General features: G+C 69.3%; 16 protein-coding genes. 7 read left to right on the top strand and 9 right to left on the bottom strand.

Translation table 11 applies throughout. The features are described from left to right. Window positions 1–975: 975 nt before the first annotated feature. On the bottom strand, window positions 976–2,109 hold the full coding sequence (locus HBB12_RS07880) for a glycosyltransferase family 61 protein (protein ID WP_236988838.1): 1,134 nt from the start codon (window positions 2,107–2,109) through the stop codon (window positions 976–978). Window positions 2,110–2,947: 838 nt separating this feature from the next. Between HBB12_RS07880 and HBB12_RS07875 the strand changes: the two genes are divergently transcribed. After that, on the top strand, window positions 2,948–4,165 hold the full coding sequence (locus HBB12_RS07875) for a serine hydrolase domain-containing protein (protein WP_236988837.1): 1,218 nt from the start codon (window positions 2,948–2,950) through the stop codon (window positions 4,163–4,165). A gap of 27 nt (window positions 4,166–4,192) precedes the next feature. Here the strand turns inward: HBB12_RS07875 and HBB12_RS07870 are convergent, their stop codons facing one another. Continuing rightward, window positions 4,193–4,981 (bottom strand): DUF2189 domain-containing protein, encoded by a 789-nt coding sequence (locus HBB12_RS07870; RefSeq protein ID WP_236988836.1) that lies wholly within the window; start codon window positions 4,979–4,981, stop codon window positions 4,193–4,195. A 318-nt stretch (window positions 4,982–5,299) separates the two neighbouring features. Here HBB12_RS07870 and HBB12_RS07865 point away from each other — a divergent pair, with 318 nt between their 5' ends. From HBB12_RS07865 to HBB12_RS07850, 4 genes are all read left to right on the top strand, one after another. Continuing rightward, window positions 5,300–5,941 (top strand): MBL fold metallo-hydrolase, encoded by a 642-nt coding sequence (locus tag HBB12_RS07865; RefSeq protein ID WP_236988835.1) that lies wholly within the window; start codon window positions 5,300–5,302, stop codon window positions 5,939–5,941. A gap of 29 nt (window positions 5,942–5,970) precedes the next feature. Next, window positions 5,971–6,933 (top strand): aldo/keto reductase, encoded by a 963-nt coding sequence (locus HBB12_RS07860; RefSeq protein ID WP_236988834.1) that lies wholly within the window; start codon window positions 5,971–5,973, stop codon window positions 6,931–6,933. 295 nt (window positions 6,934–7,228) lie between these two features. After that, on the top strand, window positions 7,229–9,664 hold the full coding sequence (gyrB, locus tag HBB12_RS07855) for a DNA topoisomerase (ATP-hydrolyzing) subunit B (RefSeq protein ID WP_236988833.1): 2,436 nt from the start codon (window positions 7,229–7,231) through the stop codon (window positions 9,662–9,664). Window positions 9,665–9,675: 11 nt separating this feature from the next. After that, entirely contained in the window at window positions 9,676–10,653 is a 978-nt protein-coding gene (locus HBB12_RS07850) for a phosphoribosylaminoimidazolesuccinocarboxamide synthase (RefSeq protein ID WP_236988832.1), read from the top strand. A gap of 273 nt (window positions 10,654–10,926) precedes the next feature. Here HBB12_RS07850 and HBB12_RS07845 read toward each other — a convergent pair whose 3' ends face one another. Further along, the gene (locus HBB12_RS07845) at window positions 10,927–11,820 is read right to left on the bottom strand and encodes a 3'-5' exonuclease (protein ID WP_236988831.1); all 894 of its coding nucleotides are present in this window, start codon (window positions 11,818–11,820) and stop codon (window positions 10,927–10,929) included. A gap of 440 nt (window positions 11,821–12,260) precedes the next feature. Here HBB12_RS07845 and ada point away from each other — a divergent pair, with 440 nt between their 5' ends. Both ada and HBB12_RS07835 read left to right on the top strand, forming a co-directional pair. Next, window positions 12,261–13,355 carry a bifunctional DNA-binding transcriptional regulator/O6-methylguanine-DNA methyltransferase Ada gene (gene ada, locus HBB12_RS07840; RefSeq protein ID WP_236988830.1) on the top strand — a complete coding sequence of 365 codons (1,095 nt, stop codon included), beginning with the start codon at window positions 12,261–12,263 and terminating at the stop codon, window positions 13,353–13,355. A gap of 215 nt (window positions 13,356–13,570) precedes the next feature. Beyond that, window positions 13,571–13,786, top strand: a complete 216-nt coding sequence (locus tag HBB12_RS07835) for a hypothetical protein (protein ID WP_236988829.1) — start codon at window positions 13,571–13,573, stop codon at window positions 13,784–13,786. Between the two features lie 10 nt (window positions 13,787–13,796). Here HBB12_RS07835 and HBB12_RS07830 read toward each other — a convergent pair whose 3' ends face one another. The 6 genes from HBB12_RS07830 to HBB12_RS07805 all read right to left on the bottom strand — a co-directional run bounded on the left by HBB12_RS07830 (window position 13,797) and on the right by HBB12_RS07805 (window position 20,701). Next, window positions 13,797–14,513, bottom strand: coding sequence for a ribonuclease activity regulator RraA (locus tag HBB12_RS07830; protein ID WP_236988828.1), 717 nt, complete (start codon window positions 14,511–14,513; stop codon window positions 13,797–13,799). 359 nt (window positions 14,514–14,872) lie between these two features. After that, on the bottom strand, window positions 14,873–15,352 hold the full coding sequence (locus HBB12_RS07825; RefSeq protein WP_236988827.1) for a hypothetical protein: 480 nt from the start codon (window positions 15,350–15,352) through the stop codon (window positions 14,873–14,875). Window positions 15,353–15,442: 90 nt separating this feature from the next. Beyond that, complete coding sequence (locus HBB12_RS07820; protein ID WP_236988826.1) at window positions 15,443–17,071, bottom strand: ABC transporter ATP-binding protein; 1,629 nt, start codon at window positions 17,069–17,071, stop codon at window positions 15,443–15,445. Then, the gene (locus HBB12_RS07815) at window positions 17,068–18,195 is read right to left on the bottom strand and encodes an ABC transporter permease (RefSeq protein WP_236988825.1); all 1,128 of its coding nucleotides are present in this window, start codon (window positions 18,193–18,195) and stop codon (window positions 17,068–17,070) included. The genes HBB12_RS07820 and HBB12_RS07815 overlap by 4 nt, the downstream gene beginning before the upstream one ends. Continuing rightward, the gene (locus HBB12_RS07810) at window positions 18,192–19,115 is read right to left on the bottom strand and encodes an ABC transporter permease (RefSeq protein WP_236988824.1); all 924 of its coding nucleotides are present in this window, start codon (window positions 19,113–19,115) and stop codon (window positions 18,192–18,194) included. The genes HBB12_RS07815 and HBB12_RS07810 overlap by 4 nt, the downstream gene beginning before the upstream one ends. Then, window positions 19,112–20,701 (bottom strand): peptide ABC transporter substrate-binding protein, encoded by a 1,590-nt coding sequence (locus HBB12_RS07805; RefSeq protein WP_236988823.1) that lies wholly within the window; start codon window positions 20,699–20,701, stop codon window positions 19,112–19,114. Before HBB12_RS07805 ends, HBB12_RS07810 begins: the two co-directional genes overlap by 4 nt. Window positions 20,702–20,709: the final 8 nt, after the last annotated feature.

Below are 20,709 nucleotides of genomic sequence, written 5' to 3'. Positions count from 1 at the left end.
CGACGGATTGTCGATGCCTGCCCTGCGTCCGACATTTCCGCACCGCATGATGACGACGCCCAGCGTTGAGACAATGGGCATTGGCGAGGGGAGCAGGGACAGGGCGAACGCGGCGCTCGGCCTGTCGGGTGGGGTGCATCGGCAGCGTGCCTACCATGAGCATTGTTCGGCAGTCAGATCGCATCAACCGTGCATGCCGTCAACGACCCCACCGCCAAGGCGTTACCCGGAAGAAGCCCGCCGAGTCATGCGCCCCGCAAGATCGCATTGCGCACCCATCGCATCGATGTCGACCCGCGCCCGTCAATATTCATATACCCATCATACAAACTGCAGCATCTTACAATATATGATGCGCCGGCCGGATGGCCATCGAATAATAAAAAATCATCAAATCTTAATATATCGCACGCTTCGAATTCCGTTGGCACAGTTAAGTCATGACGCGCATGATACGGCCAGAGGTCAGCTTCAGGATTTGATATGACCGTGCCTGGCAGCAAGCGGCGAGGTCGGAGAGGGCGGTAGGCTTCCCTCTTGCCGGAACGGGCTCCGGCGGATTTCCTTATGGCTCGCGCCGCGGAAGGCCGGGTCTTTCGCCCAAGCAGGAGCCGGTCGCAGTGGACGGAAGCAGCACCATTTGAAGAAAGCCTCGTTCTCCTGACCGCGGAACGGGCGCGGCGCGGTCACCCGCCTACCGACCTTGAGCCAAGATCGCTCCCAACGTCCTTGATCATCCTGAGCCAAGTCGACGCCGCCGCCGATCAAGGAGCGGTCGCTGCGTCCAACTGGTCTGCCGCGAAATGTGACGAACCACTCCCGGGCGAGGCAGCGGCCCACATCGTCGCCGGCACCGCTCATGCAACGGAAGCGGGCGGCTTCCGAGAACCCCTGACGGCTATTCGTGCTGATTCCAGCCGTCAGAGACGTGGTTGATCACCGGTCTTGATTTAGCCCGGCACAACAAACAACACTTTACGAAACGATTTCATGTAGCATTTTTTCAAGCGACTCAATATCGACCTCAAGATCGGCGAAGGCAACACCCCACGCATGTTCGGCAACCCGGCATTTCAAAATATAGTGCCGCATTCCCTTAATGTTTGACGTGAACCGATAGCCGGTATCATAAAATCCATTAGACAGGAACTCTGCCACAACAGCGTCAGGCTTGGCCCAAACTATGTTTGTCAAGCCGGCACCGTGAGCGCCAACAATAAACTTTGCGTTTTTAAAGGCGCATATCTGCTCATGCAACGAATGCTGACCAGGACAAAACTCCTTGAACCCGAACTTTCTCAGGACCTCCCGGACGAGAGGCTCATTCATAATTCGCCGATGCTCAGCGTCCGCTCGCGTCACGTATATTTTTTCGCCCAATCCTAAATCGGGCATTTCCCGCGTTTTCAAATCTGCGCGATCGCGCAGCTCGGCAAGATAGTCGCTCGACCACCCGACTTTATATATACCGCTGTTATAATCCGGCCTTAGCGTACCAAGCGACTCCTCGAATCGAAACGCTGCATTATATGCATTTTTGAAGTTTACAACACAATCACGTTCTATTGTGATGAAATCTTCAGCCTTCAAATCAAAAAGTTCCAGACTTGCGCTCTGAAATTTTCTATCCACATATCTTCCAAACCATTTTATATTTTTTGGGGCCGAATCCTTGATAAAGTTCTTTATATACCAAACCCGAGACAGCCCATCCATTATCCAATGAAAATATTGATGATTGTATCTATGGTGAATATTGGCAACCGGCTCGTCGTATTCTATCGCCTCGAACGACCGGTCGATCAAATACTTCCAGTTCGTCGACCTGTCGTTACGAAACCACTTTGAGAAGAAAATCTCAGAATGCCAGGTGCTTTCCTCTAATAATACGCTACGATCCCCCTCTCCAACAAGGCATGCGTGATCGGGCAAAAACAACGTAGTTGATACAGGCTCGCACACGGCGCGCCGAAACGTCGCCTGGCAAGCGTCATAGACGTTTTTTGCGGGAGATTCGAGCTCGTTGAAGATACGAGACGCAGGAAAGTTCGCAGGTCCGTATACTTCAGATTTAATCGTTATGTCGGACGACAGCTGCCGATCGACCATGGAGGCGAGCTCGCAAGGAACGCCAAACGAACTGTTATCCAACCCGTCCGGCATAAAATTGCGATGATAATGAGTATTCCACATGAAGCCGCCTGGATGCTCGCAGTACGTTTATTCGACCGCTGGCTGAGGCTGCCCCCGATCGAGCAGGACGGCCTACGCCGACACACTTCTTAAGCCACCTGAAAGCAATGTCAAGCTACTGTGATAGCTCAAGCATTGGTATCGATTTTTGCGATATTCCACAGACGAATCCGCATTCGACAATTGAAATATCATATCTCTTGCAGAGGAGATATTACGCCGTATTTTATAATTTATTTTAATAAAAAGCAGGATATCCGCAGATCGCATGCTCGCTCACTATTCGTTACATAATTCAGATATATATAAAGGCCGGACATTGGACGATAGGCACAATGTATTTCACGCGCTACGATGGTATTTATCAAAAAAACAGCCGTTTCGTTAGACGGTCGATGCACCATTGCCGCGCTTCGTCCTGCGGACTGATCGCGCGTCCGTTGTGGCCTAGGCCTGTGCCGGTTTCATGACCGTGCGGTGGGAGGCGGCATGATCGGGTATGACGATCCATGGAACCAGCGAGCGCCACGGGGGTGCGATGCCGGCCCCGGCGAAAGCAAGGCCTTGGTGGTGCCGGACGCGGCGATTGATCTCGAGGCAAGTTCCGGGCCCGCCACTTCCCCTCCGGCAGTTGCATCGAGTCCGGAAGCCTGCCGGTTGTTCGCCATGCATCGCGCGCAGGCATTTCGAACTTGAAAATCGGCGGGCTACGACGCACTCCCGCACGGCCCACTCGACGGTAAGGGGAGCCACAATGCACGCTGAGGTCAGAACCCCGGAGGCGGTCGGCCTCTCGTCGGAGCGGCTGGGCCGAATCATCCCGTGGATGCGGGGCTACATCGAGGCCGGCAAGCTGCCGGGCCTGTCGGTGACCGTGGCCCGGCGCGGCCAGGTGGTGTTTTCGCATCAGGAAGGCCTGCGCGACCTCGCCCGGGGCCTGCCGATGGAGCACGACACCATCGTGCGCATCTACTCGATGACGAAGCCGCTGACCTCGGTGGCGATCCTGATGCTGTACGAGGAGGGCCGTTTCCAGCTCGACGATTCCATCACCCGCTTCCTGCCCGAGTTCCGGGACATGCGGGTTCTGGTCGGCGGCAGCCGGGGGAAGCCCGAGACGGTGCCGGCGGAGCGCGACATCACGTTCCGCGATCTCCTCACCCACACCTCGGGTCTGTCCTACGGCTTCATGGACGCGACCCTGGTCGACCGGATGTACCGGGAGGAGGGCGTCGACTTCCAGACCGCCGAGACCTCGCTGGCCGAAATCGTCGCCAAGGCCGCCCGCCTGCCGCTCCTCGCCCAGCCGGGGGCGGAGTGGAACTACAGCATCGCCACCGACGTGCTCGGCCACCTCGTTGCGGTGATCTCAGGCGTTCCCTTCGACGCGTTCCTGCGCGAGCGGATCATCCGGCCCCTCGGCATGGTTGATACCGATTTCCACGTCCCGGCCGACAAGATCGCCCGCTTCGCCTCGAACTACGCGCTCGGCGAAGGCGGCCGGCTGACGCTCATCGACGATGCGCGCGAGGGCCGCTACGCCCGCCCCCGCACCGTGCCGTCGGGGGGCGGCGGCCTCGTCTCGACGGCGGCCGACTATGCCCGGTTCTGCCGCTTCATCCTGGGGCGCGGGGCGCTCGACGGCGTGCGGCTTCTCGGCCGCAAGACCGTCGACCTGATGACGGCCAACCACCTGCGCGGCGACCTCGCCGATATGGGCCAGCCGCGCTTCTCGGAGTCGAGCTACAGCGGCATCGGCTTCGGGCTGGGCTTCTCGGTGATGCTCGATCCGGCCAAGGCCCAGATCCTCGGCACCCCAGGCGAGGTCGCCTGGGGCGGGGCGGCCTCGACGGCGTTCTGGATCGACCCCGCCGAGGACCTGTTCGTCATCATGCTGACCCAGCTCATGCCGTCCTCGACCTGGCCGATCCGGCGCGAGCTGCGGGTGCTCACCTACGCGGCGATCACGTAAGTGATCGCGGCGATCACCGACTGATCGTCACCCCACCGCCCGGCGGTAGAGGTGCCAGGTGGCGTGGCCGAGCACCGGCAGCACCACCGCGAGGCCGACGAACAGCGACACCATGCCGAGCACGAGCATCCCGGCCACGATGGCGCCCCAGGCGAGCATCGTGCCGGGATTCTCGCGCATCAGCGCCAGCGAGGTCTCGATCGCGGTGCCGGCATCCGCATCCTTGTCGATGATGAGCGGGATCGAGACCGCGCTCACCGCGAGAGCCAGGAGCGAGAAGGCGGCGCCGACGAGGTTGCCGGCGAGGATCAGGCTCCAGCCCCGCGGCGTGGTCAGCACGTCGTCGAGGAAGGCCAGCAGCGAGGGCTCGGTGACGCCGCCATAGAGGGTCCAGTACAGCCCCATCGCGGCGCAGAGCCAGGCGAGGAAGATCAGCGCCAGCACCACGCCGACCGCCGTCACGGCCTTGGCCGAGCGGCCGCCCAAGGGCGCATAGGCATCCGCGAGCGTCGCGGGCAGGCCCCATTCCCGCCGGCGGCTCATCTCGTAGAGGCCGAGCGCCGCGAAGGGACCGATCAGCGCGAAGCCGGCGGCGAGCGGGAACAGGATCGGGATCAGGTCCTGCTCGAAGGTCGCCGCCGCGATCACGACGCCGGCGATCGGGTAGATCAGCACCACGAACAGCACGTGGGTCGGCATCGCCAGGAAGTCGTCGACGCCCCGCGACAGGGCGGCCTTGAGATCCGGGATGCCGATGCGCCGCACGGCAGGGCGGGCGGCGGACAGGCCGTGGGCGAAGATGGGCGAACTCGTCATCGCGTTTCCTCCGGGGGGAGGCACCCGCGACGGGGAGGCCGGGCCGCGTTCGGGCCGTCTGTCGGCGGTCCTCAGGCGCCCGGTCCGGCCCGCACGGGCGCCGGACAGATCGGTCGCATCAAACCTGGATCACTCGCACCGGGCGGGGGGTCCCGCCACACGGCAAGAGCGTAACGCCGAGCCGGCCCGCCCGCCAAGAGGGTGCCGCGCACGATCACGCGACGGTGAGCGGGCCGGGAGCGTGTCGAGCGCCCGGGGTGCCGCACCGCCCGCTTCCACGCTACAAGAGGCCATCCTCGTCTCAACCCAAGGCCGATCATGCCGAGCACGCCCCGCGCCGCGATCATCCCGGTCACGCCGTTCCAGCAGAACTGCACCCTGCTGTGGTGCGAGGCGACGAAGCGGGCTGCCGTGATCGATCCGGGCGGCGACCTCGACCGAATCCGGGCGGCGATCGCGAAGGCCGGCGTCACGGTCGAGAAGATCCTGCTCACCCACGGCCATATCGACCATGCCGGCGGCGCGGCCGACCTGCGCGACGCGCTCGAGGTCCCCGTCGAGGGGCCGCACCGCGCCGACAAGCCGCTCCTCGACCGCCTGCCCGAGACCGGGGCGGCCTACGGCATCGACGGCGCCAAGGCGATCACCCCCGACCGCTGGCTCGACGAGGGCGACACGGTGACGGTGGGGGAACTGACCTTCGACGTGCTGCACTGCCCCGGCCATTCCCCGGGCAGCGTGGTGCTGGTGAGCCGGGACGCGCGCTTCGCGCAAGTCGGCGACGTGCTCTTCCGCGGCTCGGTCGGCCGCACCGACCTGCCGGGGGGCGACCACGCCGCCTTGATCTCCTCGATCAAGGTGAAGCTGCTGCCGCTCGGCGACGACGTCGCCTTCATCCCCGGCCACGGCCCGACCAGCACGATCGGCCAGGAGCGGCTGTCGAACCCGTTTCTCCAGTAAATTCCTCGCCTTCAGTAGGAGCCTCCCCCATGGAGTTGCGTCCCCTCGGCCGTTCCGGCCTCTCCGTCCCGCCCTTCTGCTTCGGCGGCAACGTCTTCGGCTGGACCGCCGACGAGGCGACCTCGTTCGCGCTGCTCGACCGGCTGCTGGAAGCGGGCTTCACCTTCATCGACACCGCCGACGTCTATTCGCGCTGGGCGCCGGGCCACCAGGGCGGCGAGTCGGAAGCCGTGATCGGGCGCTGGCTCAAGGCGCGGGGCGCCCGCGACCGCATGACCATCGCCACCAAGGTCGGCATGGATATGGGCGAGGGCCGGAAGGGCCTGAAGGCGCCGTATATCGAGCGGGCGGTGGAGGATTCCTTACGCCGTCTCCAGACCGACCGGATCGACCTCTACCAGTCCCATGCCGACGATGCCGAGACGCCGCTGGAGGAGACGCTCTCGGCCTTCGACCGGCTGATCCGCGCCGGCAAGGTGCGGGCGATCGGGGCCTCGAACTATTCGGCGGCCCGCCTGCGCGAAGCCCTGGCTGTGGCGGCCCGCGAGAACCTGCCGCGCTACGAGTGCCTGCAGCCCGGCTACAGCCTGGCCGACCGGGAGGAGTACGAGGCCGAGCTGGAGCCCCTGTGCCGCGAGGAGGGGATCGGGGTGATCTCCTACTTCTCCCTGGCCGCGGGCTTCCTCACCGGCAAGTACCGCGAGGCGGGCGCTGCCGCCGGCCGCGCCCGGGAGGCCCGGGTCTCGCGCTACCTCAACCCGAAGGGCTTCGCCTTCCTCGACCTTCTCGACGCGGTCGCCCGGGAGCACGGCGCCACGCCGGCCCAGGTCGCCATCGCCTGGCTCGTCGCGCGGCCGGGGCTCACCGCGCCGATCGCCAGCGCCACCTCGGTGGCGCAGCTCGAAGAGGTGCTCGGCGGCGTGCGCCTCGCCCTCGACCCGGCGGCATCCGCCCGGCTGGAGGAGGCCAGCCGGGGCACGCTCAAGGCCTGACAACCGGCCGTTGGCGGATCCTTAACGGGGTGCGGCGAAACGTAACCTCGGTTATCCTTCGGCGGGGATGGACGGGCATCCGGCCCATCCCCGCCGGAGGCCCGAAAAGCGCCCGTGCGGCGCCGAAAACCGATGCAATTTCAAGGCGGAATGCTTACATCAGGAACATGCCGGATCGTGCCCGCCGCGGCCCGGAATTCTTGAGACACGAGAGACCAGACGGCGCCGGATCGAGAAACCGGCGCCGGCGCGGGCCGCCTCCAAGGGGAGGCGCCCGCCCGCACCAGGAACCGACATGGCCGAACCCGCCCGCGATCTGACCCCCGACACCTACGGCGCCGACTCGATCAAGGTCCTCAAGGGCCTGGACGCGGTGCGCAAGCGTCCGGGCATGTATATCGGCGACACCGACGACGGCTCGGGCCTGCACCACATGGTGTACGAGGTCGTCGACAACGCCATCGACGAGGCTCTGGCCGGCCACGCGACCCACGTGACCGTCACCCTCAACGCCGACGGCTCCTGCACGGTCTCCGACAACGGCCGCGGCATCCCGACCGACATCCACTCGGAGGAGGGCGTCTCGGCGGCCGAGGTCATCATGACCCAGCTGCATGCCGGCGGTAAGTTCGACCAGAACTCCTACAAGGTCTCGGGCGGCCTGCACGGCGTCGGCGTCTCGGTGGTGAACGCCCTCTCGACCTGGCTGCGCCTGCGCATCTGGCGCGCCGGCAAGGAGCACGCGATGGAGTTCCGCCACGGCGACGCGGTGGCCCCCCTCGCGGTGGTGGGTCCGGCGGGCGACCGGCGCGGCACCGAGGTGTCGTTCCTGCCCTCGCCCGACACCTTCACGATGATCGAGTTCGACTACGCGACGCTGGAGAAGCGCCTGCGCGAGCTCGCCTTCCTCAATTCCGGCGTGCGCATCGTGCTCACGGACGCCCGCCACGCCGAGCACAAGCGTGAGGAACTCGTCTACGAGGGCGGCGTCGAGGCCTTCGTGCGCTACCTCGACCGGGCGAAGGAAGCCCAGATCGAGGCGCCGATCGTCCTGCGCCAGGAGCGCGACGGCATCGGCGTCGAGGTGGCGTTGTGGTGGAACGACACGTTCCACGAGAACGTGCTGTGCTTCACCAACAACATCCCGCAGCGCGACGGCGGCACCCATCTCGCCGGCTTCCGGGCCGCCCTCACCCGCCAGATCACCGGCTATGCCGAGTCGAGCGGGGTGACCAAGAAGGAGAAGGTCGCGCTCACCGGCGAGGATTGCCGCGAGGGGCTGACCGCGGTGGTCTCGGTCAAGGTGCCGGACCCGAAATTCTCCTCGCAGACCAAGGACAAGCTCGTCTCCTCGGAGGTGCGGCCGGCGGTCGAGGGCGTGATGAACGCGACGCTCGGCACCTGGCTCGAGGAGCACCCGAACGAGGCGCGCATCATCGCCGCCAAGGTGGCGCTCGCGGCGGCCGCCCGCGAGGCGGCGCGCAAGGCGCGCGACCTCACCACCCGCAAGGGCGCGCTCGACATCGCCTCGCTGCCCGGCAAGCTCGCCGATTGCCAGGAGCGCGACCCGTCGAAATGCGAGATCCTGCTGGTCGAGGGCGATTCGGCCGGCGGCTCGGCGAAGCAGGGCCGCGACCGCACCTTCCAGGCGGTGCTGCCGTTGCGCGGCAAGATCCTCAACGTCGAGCGGGCGCGGCTCGACAAGATGCTGTCGAGCCAGGAGATCGGCACGCTGATCACGGCTTTGGGCACCGGGATCGGCCGGGACGGCAGCCACGCCTTCAACCCCGACAAGCTGCGCTACCACCGCATCATCATCATGACCGATGCGGATGTCGACGGCTCGCATATCCGCACCCTGCTCTTGACGTTCTTCTTCCGCCAGATGCCGGAGCTGATCGACCGCGGCCACCTCTACATCGCCCAGCCGCCGCTCTACAAAGCCCAGAAGGGCAAGACCTCGATCTACCTCAAGGACGACCGGGCGCTGGAGGATTACCTGATCGACGGCGGCGTCGACGGGGCGATGCTCAAGCTCGCCACCGGCACCGAGTTCGGCGGCGCCCAGCTCAAGGCGCTGGTCGACGAGGCGCGCGGCGTGCGCCAGGTCCTGCACGGGATGCATTCGCGCTACGACCGGGTCGTGGTCGAGCAGGCGGCGATCGCGGGCGCCTTGCGTCCCTCGGTCGCCGGCAACCCGGCCGAGGCCGAGGTGGTGGCCGACGAGATCGCCCGGCGCCTCAACGCCATCGCCGACGAGATCGAGCAGGGCTGGGAGGGCGAGGCCAAGGACGGCGGCTACGTGCTGTCGCGGACGCTCAGAGGCGTGCGCCAGGTCGCGGTGCTCGACGAGGCCTTGATCCACTCGCAGGAGGCGCGCCGCCTCGACGAGCGGGCCGAGACCCTGAGCGAGATCTACGGCGCCCCCGTCACCCTGGTGCGCCGCGGCGACCAGACCATGCTGTACGGCCCGGTGGCGTTGTTCGAGGGCATGATGGCGCTCGGCCGCAAGGGCCTGCAGCTCCAGCGCTACAAGGGCCTGGGCGAGATGACCGCCCAGCAGCTCTGGGAGACGACGCTCGACCGCGACGTGCGCTCGCTGCTCCAGGTGAAGGTCAAGGACACGACCGACGCCGACGACCTGTTCGTCAAGCTGATGGGCGACGTGGTCGAGCCGCGCCGGGAGTTCATCCAGGAGAACGCCCTCAACGTGGCCAATCTCGACGTATGATGGTGAACCCGATGGACACGGCCGCGCTCGCGCCCTTTTCCGACTACGTCCTGCCCGAGGCGACCCTGCCGGAACTGCCGGGCCATTACCGCGGCAAGGTGCGGGACAATTACGACCTGCCCGACGGGCGGCGGATCCTGATCACCTCCGACCGGTTGAGCGCCTTCGACCGGGAACTGGCGGCGATCCCGCTCAAAGGTCAGGTCCTGACCCAGACCGCGCGCTACTGGTTCGAGAAGACGCGGGACATCTGCGACAACCACGTTCTCGCCTATCCCGACCCGAACGTGGTGGTGGGCCGCCGTCTCACCATCCTGCCGGTCGAGATCGTGGTGCGCGGCTACCTCGCGGGCAGCACCGGCACCTCGGTCCTGACCCTGTACAAGGCCGGCCGGCGCGAGATGTACGGCCACCGCCTGCCCGACGGGATGCGCCCGCACGAGAAGCTGCCGCAGCCGATCATCACGCCCACCACCAAGGCCGGCCACGGCGACCACGACGCGCCGCTGTCGGCCGCCGAGATCCTGGAACGGGGCCTGCTGACGGAGGCGCAGTGGCACACCCTGTCGGCGGCGGCGCTCGCGCTGTTCGCCCGCGGCCAGGCGCTGGCGGCGAAAAACGGCCTGATCCTCGCCGACACCAAGTACGAGTTCGGCACGGATGCCGACGGGCGGATCGTGCTCGCCGACGAGATCCACACCCCCGACAGCAGCCGCTACTGGTTCGCGCAGAGCTATGCCGAGCGCTTCGAGGCCGGCACCCTGCCGGAGAGCTTCGACAAGGACGTGGTCCGCAACTGGGTCGCGTCCCGTTGCGACCCCTACCGCGATCCGGTGCCGGAGATCCCGCCGGACGTGGTCCTGCGCACCGCCGCCACCTATGTCAGCGCCTTCGAGACGATCACCGGCGAGCGCTTCGCCCTGCCGGACACGAGCGAGCCGCCGCTGGCGCGCATCCGCCGCAACATTGCGGCTTATCTGGGGGCGTAGGAATAGGTTGGCGCGGGAAATCCCCTCTCCCCGCGGGGCGGGGAGAGGGCTCCGGCGACCTTGTCGTCGACGGAGCTAGCGGAGGCGCAGCCGGAGCGAGGGTGAGGGGGTCTCGACGAATGAGGCTCCTCCGGAAACACCCCCTCACCCTCGCCCTTCGGGCTCCCCGATCACCCGACGAGGGGTGATCGGGCCTCTCCCCGCCCGCGGGGAGAGGGGAAACCCGTGCCATTTCCTTTCTCAGGACAGCCCTGACCCGCGCGAGGAAGCCCCTCACGCCTCCGGATCGGCCCGGGTTGAGAAGCGGTCGCGGGCGGTGAAGCGGTCGGCCGGCAGGCCGGAGGGCAGGGTGCCGCGGTAGATTTCCTTGGAGAGGAACGAGCGCTCGATCTCGATCTGCTCCTCGTCGAGATCGACGTACCAGCAGCGGCGCCGGGGCGACCAGCGGTAGTTGCGGTCCTTGAGCCGGTCCTTCAACGCGATCGGCGCGTCGGAGGCCCAGAGCCGCACGGTCGGCCGCCGCGCCGCTTCCAGCAGGGCGGACAGCGCCAGGCGCCCCGAGGCGCGCAAGCGGCGGGCGAGGATGGCGAGCAGCGCCTCGCAATCGTCGATCGCCCGGTGGCCGTTGTGGAAATGGCCGTGATCGGCGAGCAGGTGGCCGAGCCGCATCCCCTCGTGCCCCTCGGCCCGCCAGGGGATCTGATGGCACGAGCAGGCCCAGTTGCGCGAGACGAAGATCGGCCAGCGGCGCTCGCACATCTGCCGGTCGAAGCGGGCATTGTGGGCGATGATCACCCGGGCCTCCGCGGCGAGCGCCTCGACGGCCGCGTCGTCGATGCGCTGGCCGGCCACGTCGGCGTCGGTGATGCCGGTCAGCCGCACCACCGCCTCGGGGATCGGGCCGGAGGGCTGGTGGAGCTGGTTGAACCGCTCGAGCACCCGGTAGATCCGGCCGCTGGCGCCGTACTCGAACTTGATGATGCCGAGCTCGATCACCTCGTCGGCGGTGACGTCGATCCCGGTGGTCTCGGTGTCGAGGATCAGCCCGACGAAGGTCGGCTCCGCGGGCTCCTCGGCCGGGGGCACGAAGGGGCCGAGACGGCGCAGCACCCGGTACTCGCCGGTGCGCTCCAGGATGGCGGCGATGTCGTCGAGCGCGTCGGTCAAGGGCGTGTCACCTCGAGGCCATCGGCGGCGGCGCCGTGTCGTTGCTTGGAGACGGATTAAACCCGTCCCGGCGGCCGGGCCAAGGGCCGGGGCGCCACGCTCCACCGTATTTGCATCCGGCAAACGAACCGTGTCACGCCCACGCCGAAAAGCCCCGCCGCCTCGCGGCGGCGGGGGAGTCGAGGAGATCCGAGAGACGAGCGCCGTACCGGCAGGGGAGGAATGGGCCGGGGGGCGCACCGGACCGGTCCCGAGGCCGTCCGACCGAGAGCCCAACATCCCGCCGCTGGGCCGGTTTCCGGGGGCGGCACCGATAACCGCGCCGGGGATAAACCTGCGGCAAGACAAGCCTTGGAATTCGATCGCAAGCGCCGGGATGCAGGCGGCGGCGGACGGGGCGAGGATGGCGCCATCGCCGCGACAGGGAGGCAGACACGATCATGCGCGACCCGGATCCCGACCTCGCGGTCGTCGGCGGCATCCCACTCCTCGACGACGCCGCGCGCTTCGCGGCCATCGCCCGCCGCGACCGGGCGGCGGATGGCCGCTTCGTCTACGCGGTACGCACGACCGGGGTGTATTGCCGCCCGAGCTGCGCCGCCAGGCCGGCCCGGCCCGAGAATGTCAGCTTCCACCCGACCTGCGCGGACGCGGAAGCGGCGGGCTTCCGGGCCTGTCTCCGCTGCCGGCCGAACGAGGCGAGCCTGCCCGAGCGCCACGCCGAGGCGGTGGCCCGGGCCTGCCGGTCGATCGAGGCGGCGGAAACCGCGCCGGCGCTCGCCGACCTCGCGGCGGCGGCGGATTTGAGCCCCTGCCACTTCCACCGGGTGTTCAAGCAGGTCACCGGGGTGACGCCGCGGGCCTATGCGGCGGCGCGCCGAGCGGCGCGGGCGGCCGAGGGGTTGCGGCAGGCCGGCACGGTCACGGAGGCGATCTACGAGGCCGGCTACGGCGCGGCGAGCCGGTTCTACGCCGCGGCGCCGTCCCGCCTCGGCATGACGCCGACGGCCTACAGGCGCGGCGGGGAGGGCGCGGCGATCCGCTTCGCGGTCGGCGCCTGCTCGCTCGGCCATGTCCTGGTGGCGGCGACGGGGACCGGCGTCTGCGCGATCCTGCTCGGCGACGATCCCGACGCCCTGGTGCGCGACCTCCAGGACCGCTTCCCGAAGGCGGCGCTGACCGGGGGCGACCGCGACTTCGAGGCGGTGGTGGCGCAGGTCGTCGGCCTCGTCGAAGCCCCCGGGCGGGGAGCGGCCCTGCCCCTCGACATCGGCGGCACCGCCTTCCAGCAGCGGGTCTGGCAAGCCCTGCGGGCGATCCCGCCGGGGCGGACCGCGACCTATGCGGAGATCGCCCAGGCGATCGGCGCGCCGAAAGCCGCCCGGGCGGTGGCCCTGGCCTGCGGCGCCAACGCGCTCGCGGTGGCGATCCCGTGCCACCGGGTGGTGCGCCAGGACGGGAGCCTCTCGGGCTATCGCTGGGGCGTCGCGCGCAAGCGGGCGCTGCTCGACCGGGAGCGGGAGGACCGGACCTGACGGGCGATGCCCCCTCCGATCGGCCGAGGCCCCGGGGCGGGAGCCATCCCCCGTCCGGCTTGAGCCTCCCCTCGAGGAAGACGCGAGGGAATTTGCGCCGGGCACGGATCGACGGGCCGGGAGCGGCGTTCTCTCATCGACCCCTTCCGCAAAGGTTGCGGCCCGGGGTCGAGGAAACAGCCACAGCGCGAGCCTCCCCCTTGGAGCGCAAATCCATGTCGTGCCGCCACAACGCCGTCGCTCCCCTGCCGCACATGATCGCGACGGCGCCGTCGCACCTGCGCAAGTGGCGCCGCTACCCGCGGACGCTGCCGCCGGCGGCGAACGACAACGTCCGTCCGGGCAGCGTCGCCGAGGCCAGCCTGTGGGCCGCGGCCCTGGGGGCGACGGCCACGGTGGTGGCGGTGCTGCTCGTCGGGATGTTGGTGTGAGGACGGCGCGTCAGCGTCCGGTCTTCTGCCTCCAGGCGGCGAAGTCGGCCTTGGCCTGCTCGTCGATCAGCGGATAGAGGCCGATCACGCCGCGGCCGGTCTGGACCTCCTCCAGCACGAAATCCTCGAACACCGTCATCTCGGCCGCCTCCGCGGCGACCTCGTCGGCGATCTCCGCCGGGATGACGATCACCCCCTCGGCATCGCCCACCACCACGTCGCCGGGAAAGACCGCGACGTCGCCGCAGCCGATCGGTACGTTGATGTCCAGCGCCTGGTGCAGGGTCAGGTTGGTCGGGGCCGACGGGCGGTTGTGGTAGGCCGGGAAGGGCAGGGCGCCGATCTCGGGCGAATCGCGAAAGCCGCCATCGGTGACGACGCCCGCCGCGCCCCGCTTCATCAGCCGCGTCACCAGGATCCCGCCGGCGGAGGCCGCGCGGGGGTTCTTGCGGCTGTCCATCACCAGCACCGCGCCCTCCGGGCACTGGTCGACGGCGACGCGCTGCGGGTGGGTCGGATCGCGGAACGCCGCCAGCGTGTTCAGGTCTTCGCGCGCCGGGATGTAGCGCAGGGTATAGGCCTCGCCGACCATCGTCCCGGCCTGCGGGTTGAGGGGGCGCACGTCCTGGATGACCTGATTGCGCAGGCCGCGCTTGAACAGGGCGGTGGCCAGGGTCGCGATGCTGACGGTCTTCAGCGTCGCGCGGGTCTCGGGGCTCAGGGGCATCGGGGCTCTCCGGTCGGGGGCGAAGGCCACGGACGAGGGGGGAGAGGCGAGGGGCCGTGCCGCCCGCCCCGAATCCTCTCCCCGCCGCACCGGGCGGCTTCGCCGCTCCGCGGCCGCCGGTCGGGCAGCCTGTGGCGCGCGCATTGAAGCACTAATGTTTTAGTACATCAACCGAGATGTCGCAGGTGGGTGCGCCGTCCGGGCCCTCCCCCCTGCGGGGGGAGAGGGGAACCACGTTTCAGGATGAGGCGGTGCCGTTCTGACGGGCGCCCTCTGGACGAGCGTCGCGCCACCCCTCTCTCACTTCGTTCACCACCCTCCCCCGCAGAGGTGGGGGAGGGTTATGAGCGGCGCGCTGGTTACTTCTTGCGCGGGGCCGGCGGCGGCGGGGGCGCCGGGGGCTCGTCGCCGCCCTCGTCGGGCTCGCCGCCGCCGATGGTCGACTTGAGGGCGAAGGCGACGAGCGGGCTCGCCACGTCGACCACCTCGGCCTTGGTCAGGCCGTCCTTGGGGTCGTAGCTGCCGACCAGCATCACGGTCCGGTTCTCGGTCTTGGCGAGATCCAGGCCCTCGCCGGCGACGGCCATCGGCTTACCGGCGATCTCGTCGGCCTTGCGGTCGTTGGTGAACAGGACCGTGACCTTGCCGTCCTTGACCACGCCGACGTAGCAGGTCTCCTCCGGCGTGCGGCAGGGGAAGAGCATCGCGGCGGTCGGGTCGGGCGCCGGCGCCTCCTTCGGCGGCGGCGGCGGAGCCTTCGGACCCTTCGGGGCCGGCTGCGCCGCGGCCGGGAGAGCGGCGGTGAACGCGAGCAGCGTGAGGGCGAGCGCAGGGCGCATCGGTCTCGATCTCCAGGAAATATGCCCTATCGGAAGGCGCGAAGTGGCGCGGCGGCCCGGGCAATCAAGGGCCGGCCGGTCGGGTCGGGCTCACGCCTGCGCGAGGCCGGCGTCGAGATCGGCCGCGGCGACGAGCGCCCTTGTATAGGCCTCGCGCGGATGCGCCAGCACCGCATCGGTCGGGCCGCTTTCGACCTCGCGGCCCTCGCGCAGGACCAGCACGGTGTCGCAGAGCGCGCGGACCACCGCGAGGTCGTGGGAGATGAAGACGTAGGCGAGGCCGTGCGCGGCTTGCAGGTCGCGCAGCAGGGCGACGATGTCGCGCTGCACCGTGCGGTCGAGGGCGGAGGTCGGCTCGTCGAGGACGACGAGGCGGGGCCGCAGGATCATGGCCCGGGCGATGGCGATGCGCTGGCGCTGCCCGCCCGAGAAGGCGTGCGGGAAGCGGTGGCGCCAGGCGGGATCGAGGCGCACCTCGGCAAACGCCTCCGCCGCCCGGGCGTCGCGGGAAGCGGCGCCGAGATGGGGAGCGTGGACCCGCAGACCCTCGGAGACGATCTCGCCGGCGGTGAGGCGGGGCGAGAGCGAGCCCATCGGATCCTGGAACACCGGCTGGAAGCCCCGGCGCAGGGGCCGCAAGGCGGCGCGATCGAGGCGCGTGAGGTCGCGGTCCTCGAACCGCACCAGGCCGTGGGCGGCGGGTTCGAGGCGCAGCAAGGCCCGGCCGAGGCTCGACTTGCCCGAGCCCGATTCGCCGACGACCCCGATCGTCTGGCCCGCCCGCAGGGTGAGGTCGATGCCCGCGACGGCGAGGCGCGGCGGATCCGCCCGCAGCCAGAGCCGCCGGCCCGGATAGGCGACCGACACGCCGCGGGCCTCCAGCACCACCGGCGCGGTGTCGGAGACCGGGGGCTTTCGGCCGGCGGGCTCGGCGGAGAGGAGGTCGCGGGTCTCCGGCGCCTGGGGAGCGCGAAACAGCCGCTCGGTCGGGCCGATCTCGACGAGGCGGCCCGCCCGCAGGACCGCGGTGCGCTCGGCGATGCGCCGGACCAGCCGCAGGTCGTGGGTGATGAACAGGAGCGCGAGCCCGAGGCGCCGTTTCAGGTCGGCGAGCAGCGCCAGGATCTGCGCCTGCACGGTGACGTCCAAAGCCGTGGTCGGCTCGTCGGCGATGAGCAGGTCCGGCTCGCAGGCGAGCGCCATGGCGATCATCACCCGCTGGCGCTCGCCGCCGGAGAACTCGTGGGAAAAGGCCGAGAGGCGGGCGGCACCGTCGCGGATCCCGACGAGGCCCAGGAGATCGCGGGCCCGCGCCATCGCCTGGCGCCGGCTCATCCCGCGATGGGCGCGCAGCGGCAGGGCGATCTGGTGGCCGATCGAGAAGAGCGGGTCCAAAGCCGTCATCGGCTCCTGGAACACCAGGCCGATGCGGGCGCCGCGGATGCGGTCGAGGGCGGGGCGGGCCAGCCCGGTCAGCTCGGTGCCGTCGAAGCGCACGCTGCCCGAGACCCGCGCCTGCGACGGCAGCAGGCCCATCGCGGCGAGCGCCACCTGGCTCTTGCCCGAGCCCGATTCGCCGACGAGGGCCAGGGTCTCTCCGCGCGCGAGGTCGAGATCGAGGCGATCGAGCGCGGTCACGCCGGCATCCGGGTAGCGCACGTTAAGGCCGCGCAGGGCGAGCAGGCTCGTGCTGTCCGGCTTCATGGTCTGCGGATTCATGCGCCCTCCCGCGGGTCGAGGGCGTCGCGCAGGCGCTCGGCCAGCAGCGTCAGGGCGAGCAGGGTGGCGACCAGGAACGAGGCCGGCACGACGAGCATCCAGGGGGTGGATTCGAGGGAACGGGCGCCGTCGGCGATCAGCACGCCCCAGCTCGTCGCCGGCTCCTGCACGCCCAGCCCGAGGAACGACAGGAAACTCTCGAGCAGGATCACCCGGGGCACCATCAGGGCCGCGAAGGCGACGACCGGCCCGAGGAGGTTCGGCACCACGTGGCGGCGCAGGATCGCCGCGGTGGGGAGCCCGAGCGCCTCCGCCGCCCGGACGTAGTCGCGCCGGCGGATCGCCAGCGCCTCGGCCCGGACGATGCGGGCCATGTCGAGCCATTCGACGGCGCCGACCGCGACGAAGATCAGCGCCACCGAGCGGCCGAAGAACACCACCAGCATGATGACGAAGAACACGAAGGGCAGGGAATACAGGATGTCGACGAGGCGCATCATCGCCGCGTCGATCCGGCCGCCGAGCGTGCCGGCGAGCGCTCCGTAGGCGACCCCGATGCCGAGTGCCACCGCGGTCGCCATCAGCCCGAGCGCCAGCGACAGCCGCCCCGCCACCAGCGTGCGGGTGAGAAGGTCGCGCCCGAGCGCGTCGGTGCCGGCAAGGAAGCGCGAGCGGCGCAACGGCGCCTCGACGGTGAGCCGCCGCCCGTCCTCGGAGCGCGCCACCTCGCGGGCCGCGCCGAAGATGTCGGAACGCGAGAAGAAGGTCAGCACCCGCGGGTCGACGGCCTTGTCGGCGGCCAGCGTCAGGCGGACCGCGTCCCCCGTCACGGCCACGTCCTCGGCCCGCACCCGCATGCGGAAGGCGAGCCGGTCGAGGGCCGGGCGCACCGCCTGCGGCGTCGGGGTGAGCGCCAGCGAGGGCGGGGTGCCGGGATAGTCGTAATAGAGCCGGTCGTAGGGGTGCCCGGTGAGGAACGGACCGACGAGGCAGGCGAGCGTCACGAGGAGCAGCAGGCCTGCGCTCGCCCGCGCGAGAGGGTCGCCGAGGAGGCGGCGCCGAGCCCGGGCGAGGAGCGAGGCCTCGGCGAAGGCGAGGGCGTGGCTTGCCGCGGACTGGCTCACCCGACATCCCTCAAGCGCGGATCGATGAGCGCGCAGAGGAGGTCGGAGACGAGGTTGAGCACGAGGACGAAGACCGCGATCAGCACCACCGTGCCCAGCACCAGCGTGTAGTCGCGGTTGATCGCCCCGTCGACGAAGTAGCGCCCGACGCCGGGCAGGCCGAACACCGTCTCGACCACCACCGAGCCGGTCAGCAGTCCCGCCGCCGCGGGCCCGAGATAGGATACGACCGGAAGCGCCGCGCCCCGCAAGCCGTGGAGCGCCAGGATCCGGGGCGGAAGCCCTAGGCTCCGCAGGGTGCGCCAATGCGGCCGGTCGAACACCTCGACGAGGCCGGCCCGGGCGAGGCGCGCCACGATCGCCACCTGCGGCAGCGCCAGGGTGACGACCGGCAGGACGAGGTGTTTCGGCGATCCGTCGTCCCAGCCGCCGACGGGCAGCCAGCGCAGGGACAGCCCGAAGGCGATCTGGAGGAGCGGCGCCACCACGAAGCCCGGCACGGTGAGCGCGAAGGTGCCGAGAACCGTCACCGCGTGGTCGAGACCGGAGCCCCGCCGCAGGGCCGCGAGCCCGCCGAGCCCGGTGCCGAGGACGAGCGAGACGGCCAGAGCGAGGCTTCCCAGCGTCATCGAGACCGGCAGGCCGCGGGCGAACAATTCGGCCACCGAGAGGTCGCGCACCGAGAAGGAGGGCCCGAGATCGCCCCGCGCCAGCGCCGCGAGGTAGCGGCCGTACTGGACCATGAGCGGCTGATCGAGGCCGTAGACCCGGCGCAGGTTCTCCATCGCGGCGGCCGGCAGGGGCCGCTCCAGGTCGAACGGCCCGCCCGGCGCCAGCCGCACCAGGAAGAACGACAGGGTGACGACGAGGAAGAGCGTCGGGACGGCTTGGGCGAGGCGGCGCAGGACGTAGGGAATCATGCGAGCGAGAGCCACCGCGTCGGCGAGACGCCGCGCAGGTTGGGGAGAAAGCCGCGCAGGCGCGGGCCGATCAGGTGCTTGTGCCGGTAATGCAGCAGCGGGATCCAGGGCAGGTCGGCGAGGAAGAGCTCTTCCGCCCGGTAGAGGATCCGGGCCCGGGCCTCGAGGTCGGTCTCGCGGGCGGCGTCGCGCATCAGGGCGTCATAGGCCGGGTTGGCGTAGCGGCCCGAATTGAAGCCGTCGTTGCCGCTCTCGACCAGGAACAGGAAGTTCTGCGGATCGGCGTAATCGGCGATCCAGCTCATCCGGGCGATGTCGAACGGGCCGCCGTCGCGCAGGTAGGCGAAATGGGTCTTGGCGTCGGTGGCGGCAAACGCGGTCGCGACGTTGAGCGGCCGCCACAGGTCGGCGATCGCCACCATGGTGTTCCGGTTGTTGTCGGTGATGTTGTACCGAAGCTCGACCGCGAGCGGCTTACCCCCCGGGCCGTAGCCCGCCTCGCGCAGGAGCGCGACCGCCGCATCCTCGCGCTCGAGCGGCGAGAGGTCCCGGCCCGGCATCTCGGGCGGCGGGAGCGCGTTGTCGAGCCCGGCCGGGGTGAGGGAATAGGCCGGCAGCATCGTCTCGCCCCACACCGCCTCGGCCAGGAACTCGCGGTCGAGGGCGAGCGACAGGGCGCGGCGCACCCGTGCATCGTCGAGGGGGCGCTTCCTCACGTTGACCATCAGCGCGAGCACGCCGAGGGCGGGGTTGAGCACCACTTGGTCGCCGAAGCGGGATTTCAGCGCCCGGACCTGGTCGGCGGGCAGGTCGTCGAGGGAATCGATCTCGCCGGCGGCGAAGCGGCGCACCGCGGCGGCGAGATCCGGCGTCGGGATGTACTCGACTTCCGGGATCGCGATCGTCGCGGCGTTCCGGTGATGCGGATTGCGGATCGCCGTGATGCGGTCGTTCGGAGAAAAGTCCTTGAGGAGGTAGGCGCCGTTCGACACCAGGCGGCCGGGCCGGGTGAAGGCGTCGCCGTACCGGGCGAGGGAGGGCCGGTGGACTGGCAGGCTCGCCTGGTGGGTCATCAGCTCGACGAAGTAGGGGGTCGGCTGCGCGAGCCGGATCACCACCGTGCCGGGATTCGGGGCGGCGACCCCGACGGCGTCCACCGGCATCGCCCCGCGATTGACCGCTTCGGCATTGAGGATCGGCGCGAGCACGCTGGCGTATTTCGCCCCCGTGCCTGGGTCGAGCATGCGCCGGAAGCCGTGCACGAAGTCGTCGGCCACGACGGAATCGCCGTTCGACCAGCGCCCGTCGGGGCGTAACGAGAAGGCCCAGGTCAGGCCGTCGGCGGAGGTGGTCCAGCCGGATGCCGCCCCGGGCACCAGGCTGCCGTCGGGGCCGTAGGCGCTCAGGCCCTCGTAGAGGTCGAGGAGGATCGTCGCCTCGGCGACCGTCGAGGTCTTGTGCGGGTCGAGGGTCTCGGGATCGGCGCCGTTGCCGCGCCGGTAGGCGGAAGGGCCGGCGGCCCGGGCGGGGGCCGCCGGTCCCAGGGATGCGGCGCTCAAGCCTGCAAGAAAGTCCCGGCGCCGCATGGCGAAGG

It is taken from the genome of Methylobacterium sp. SyP6R (genome assembly GCF_019216885.1).
GTDB lineage: Bacteria > Pseudomonadota > Alphaproteobacteria > Rhizobiales > Beijerinckiaceae > Methylobacterium.
This window is presented reverse-complemented; position numbering and strand designations above follow the sequence as displayed.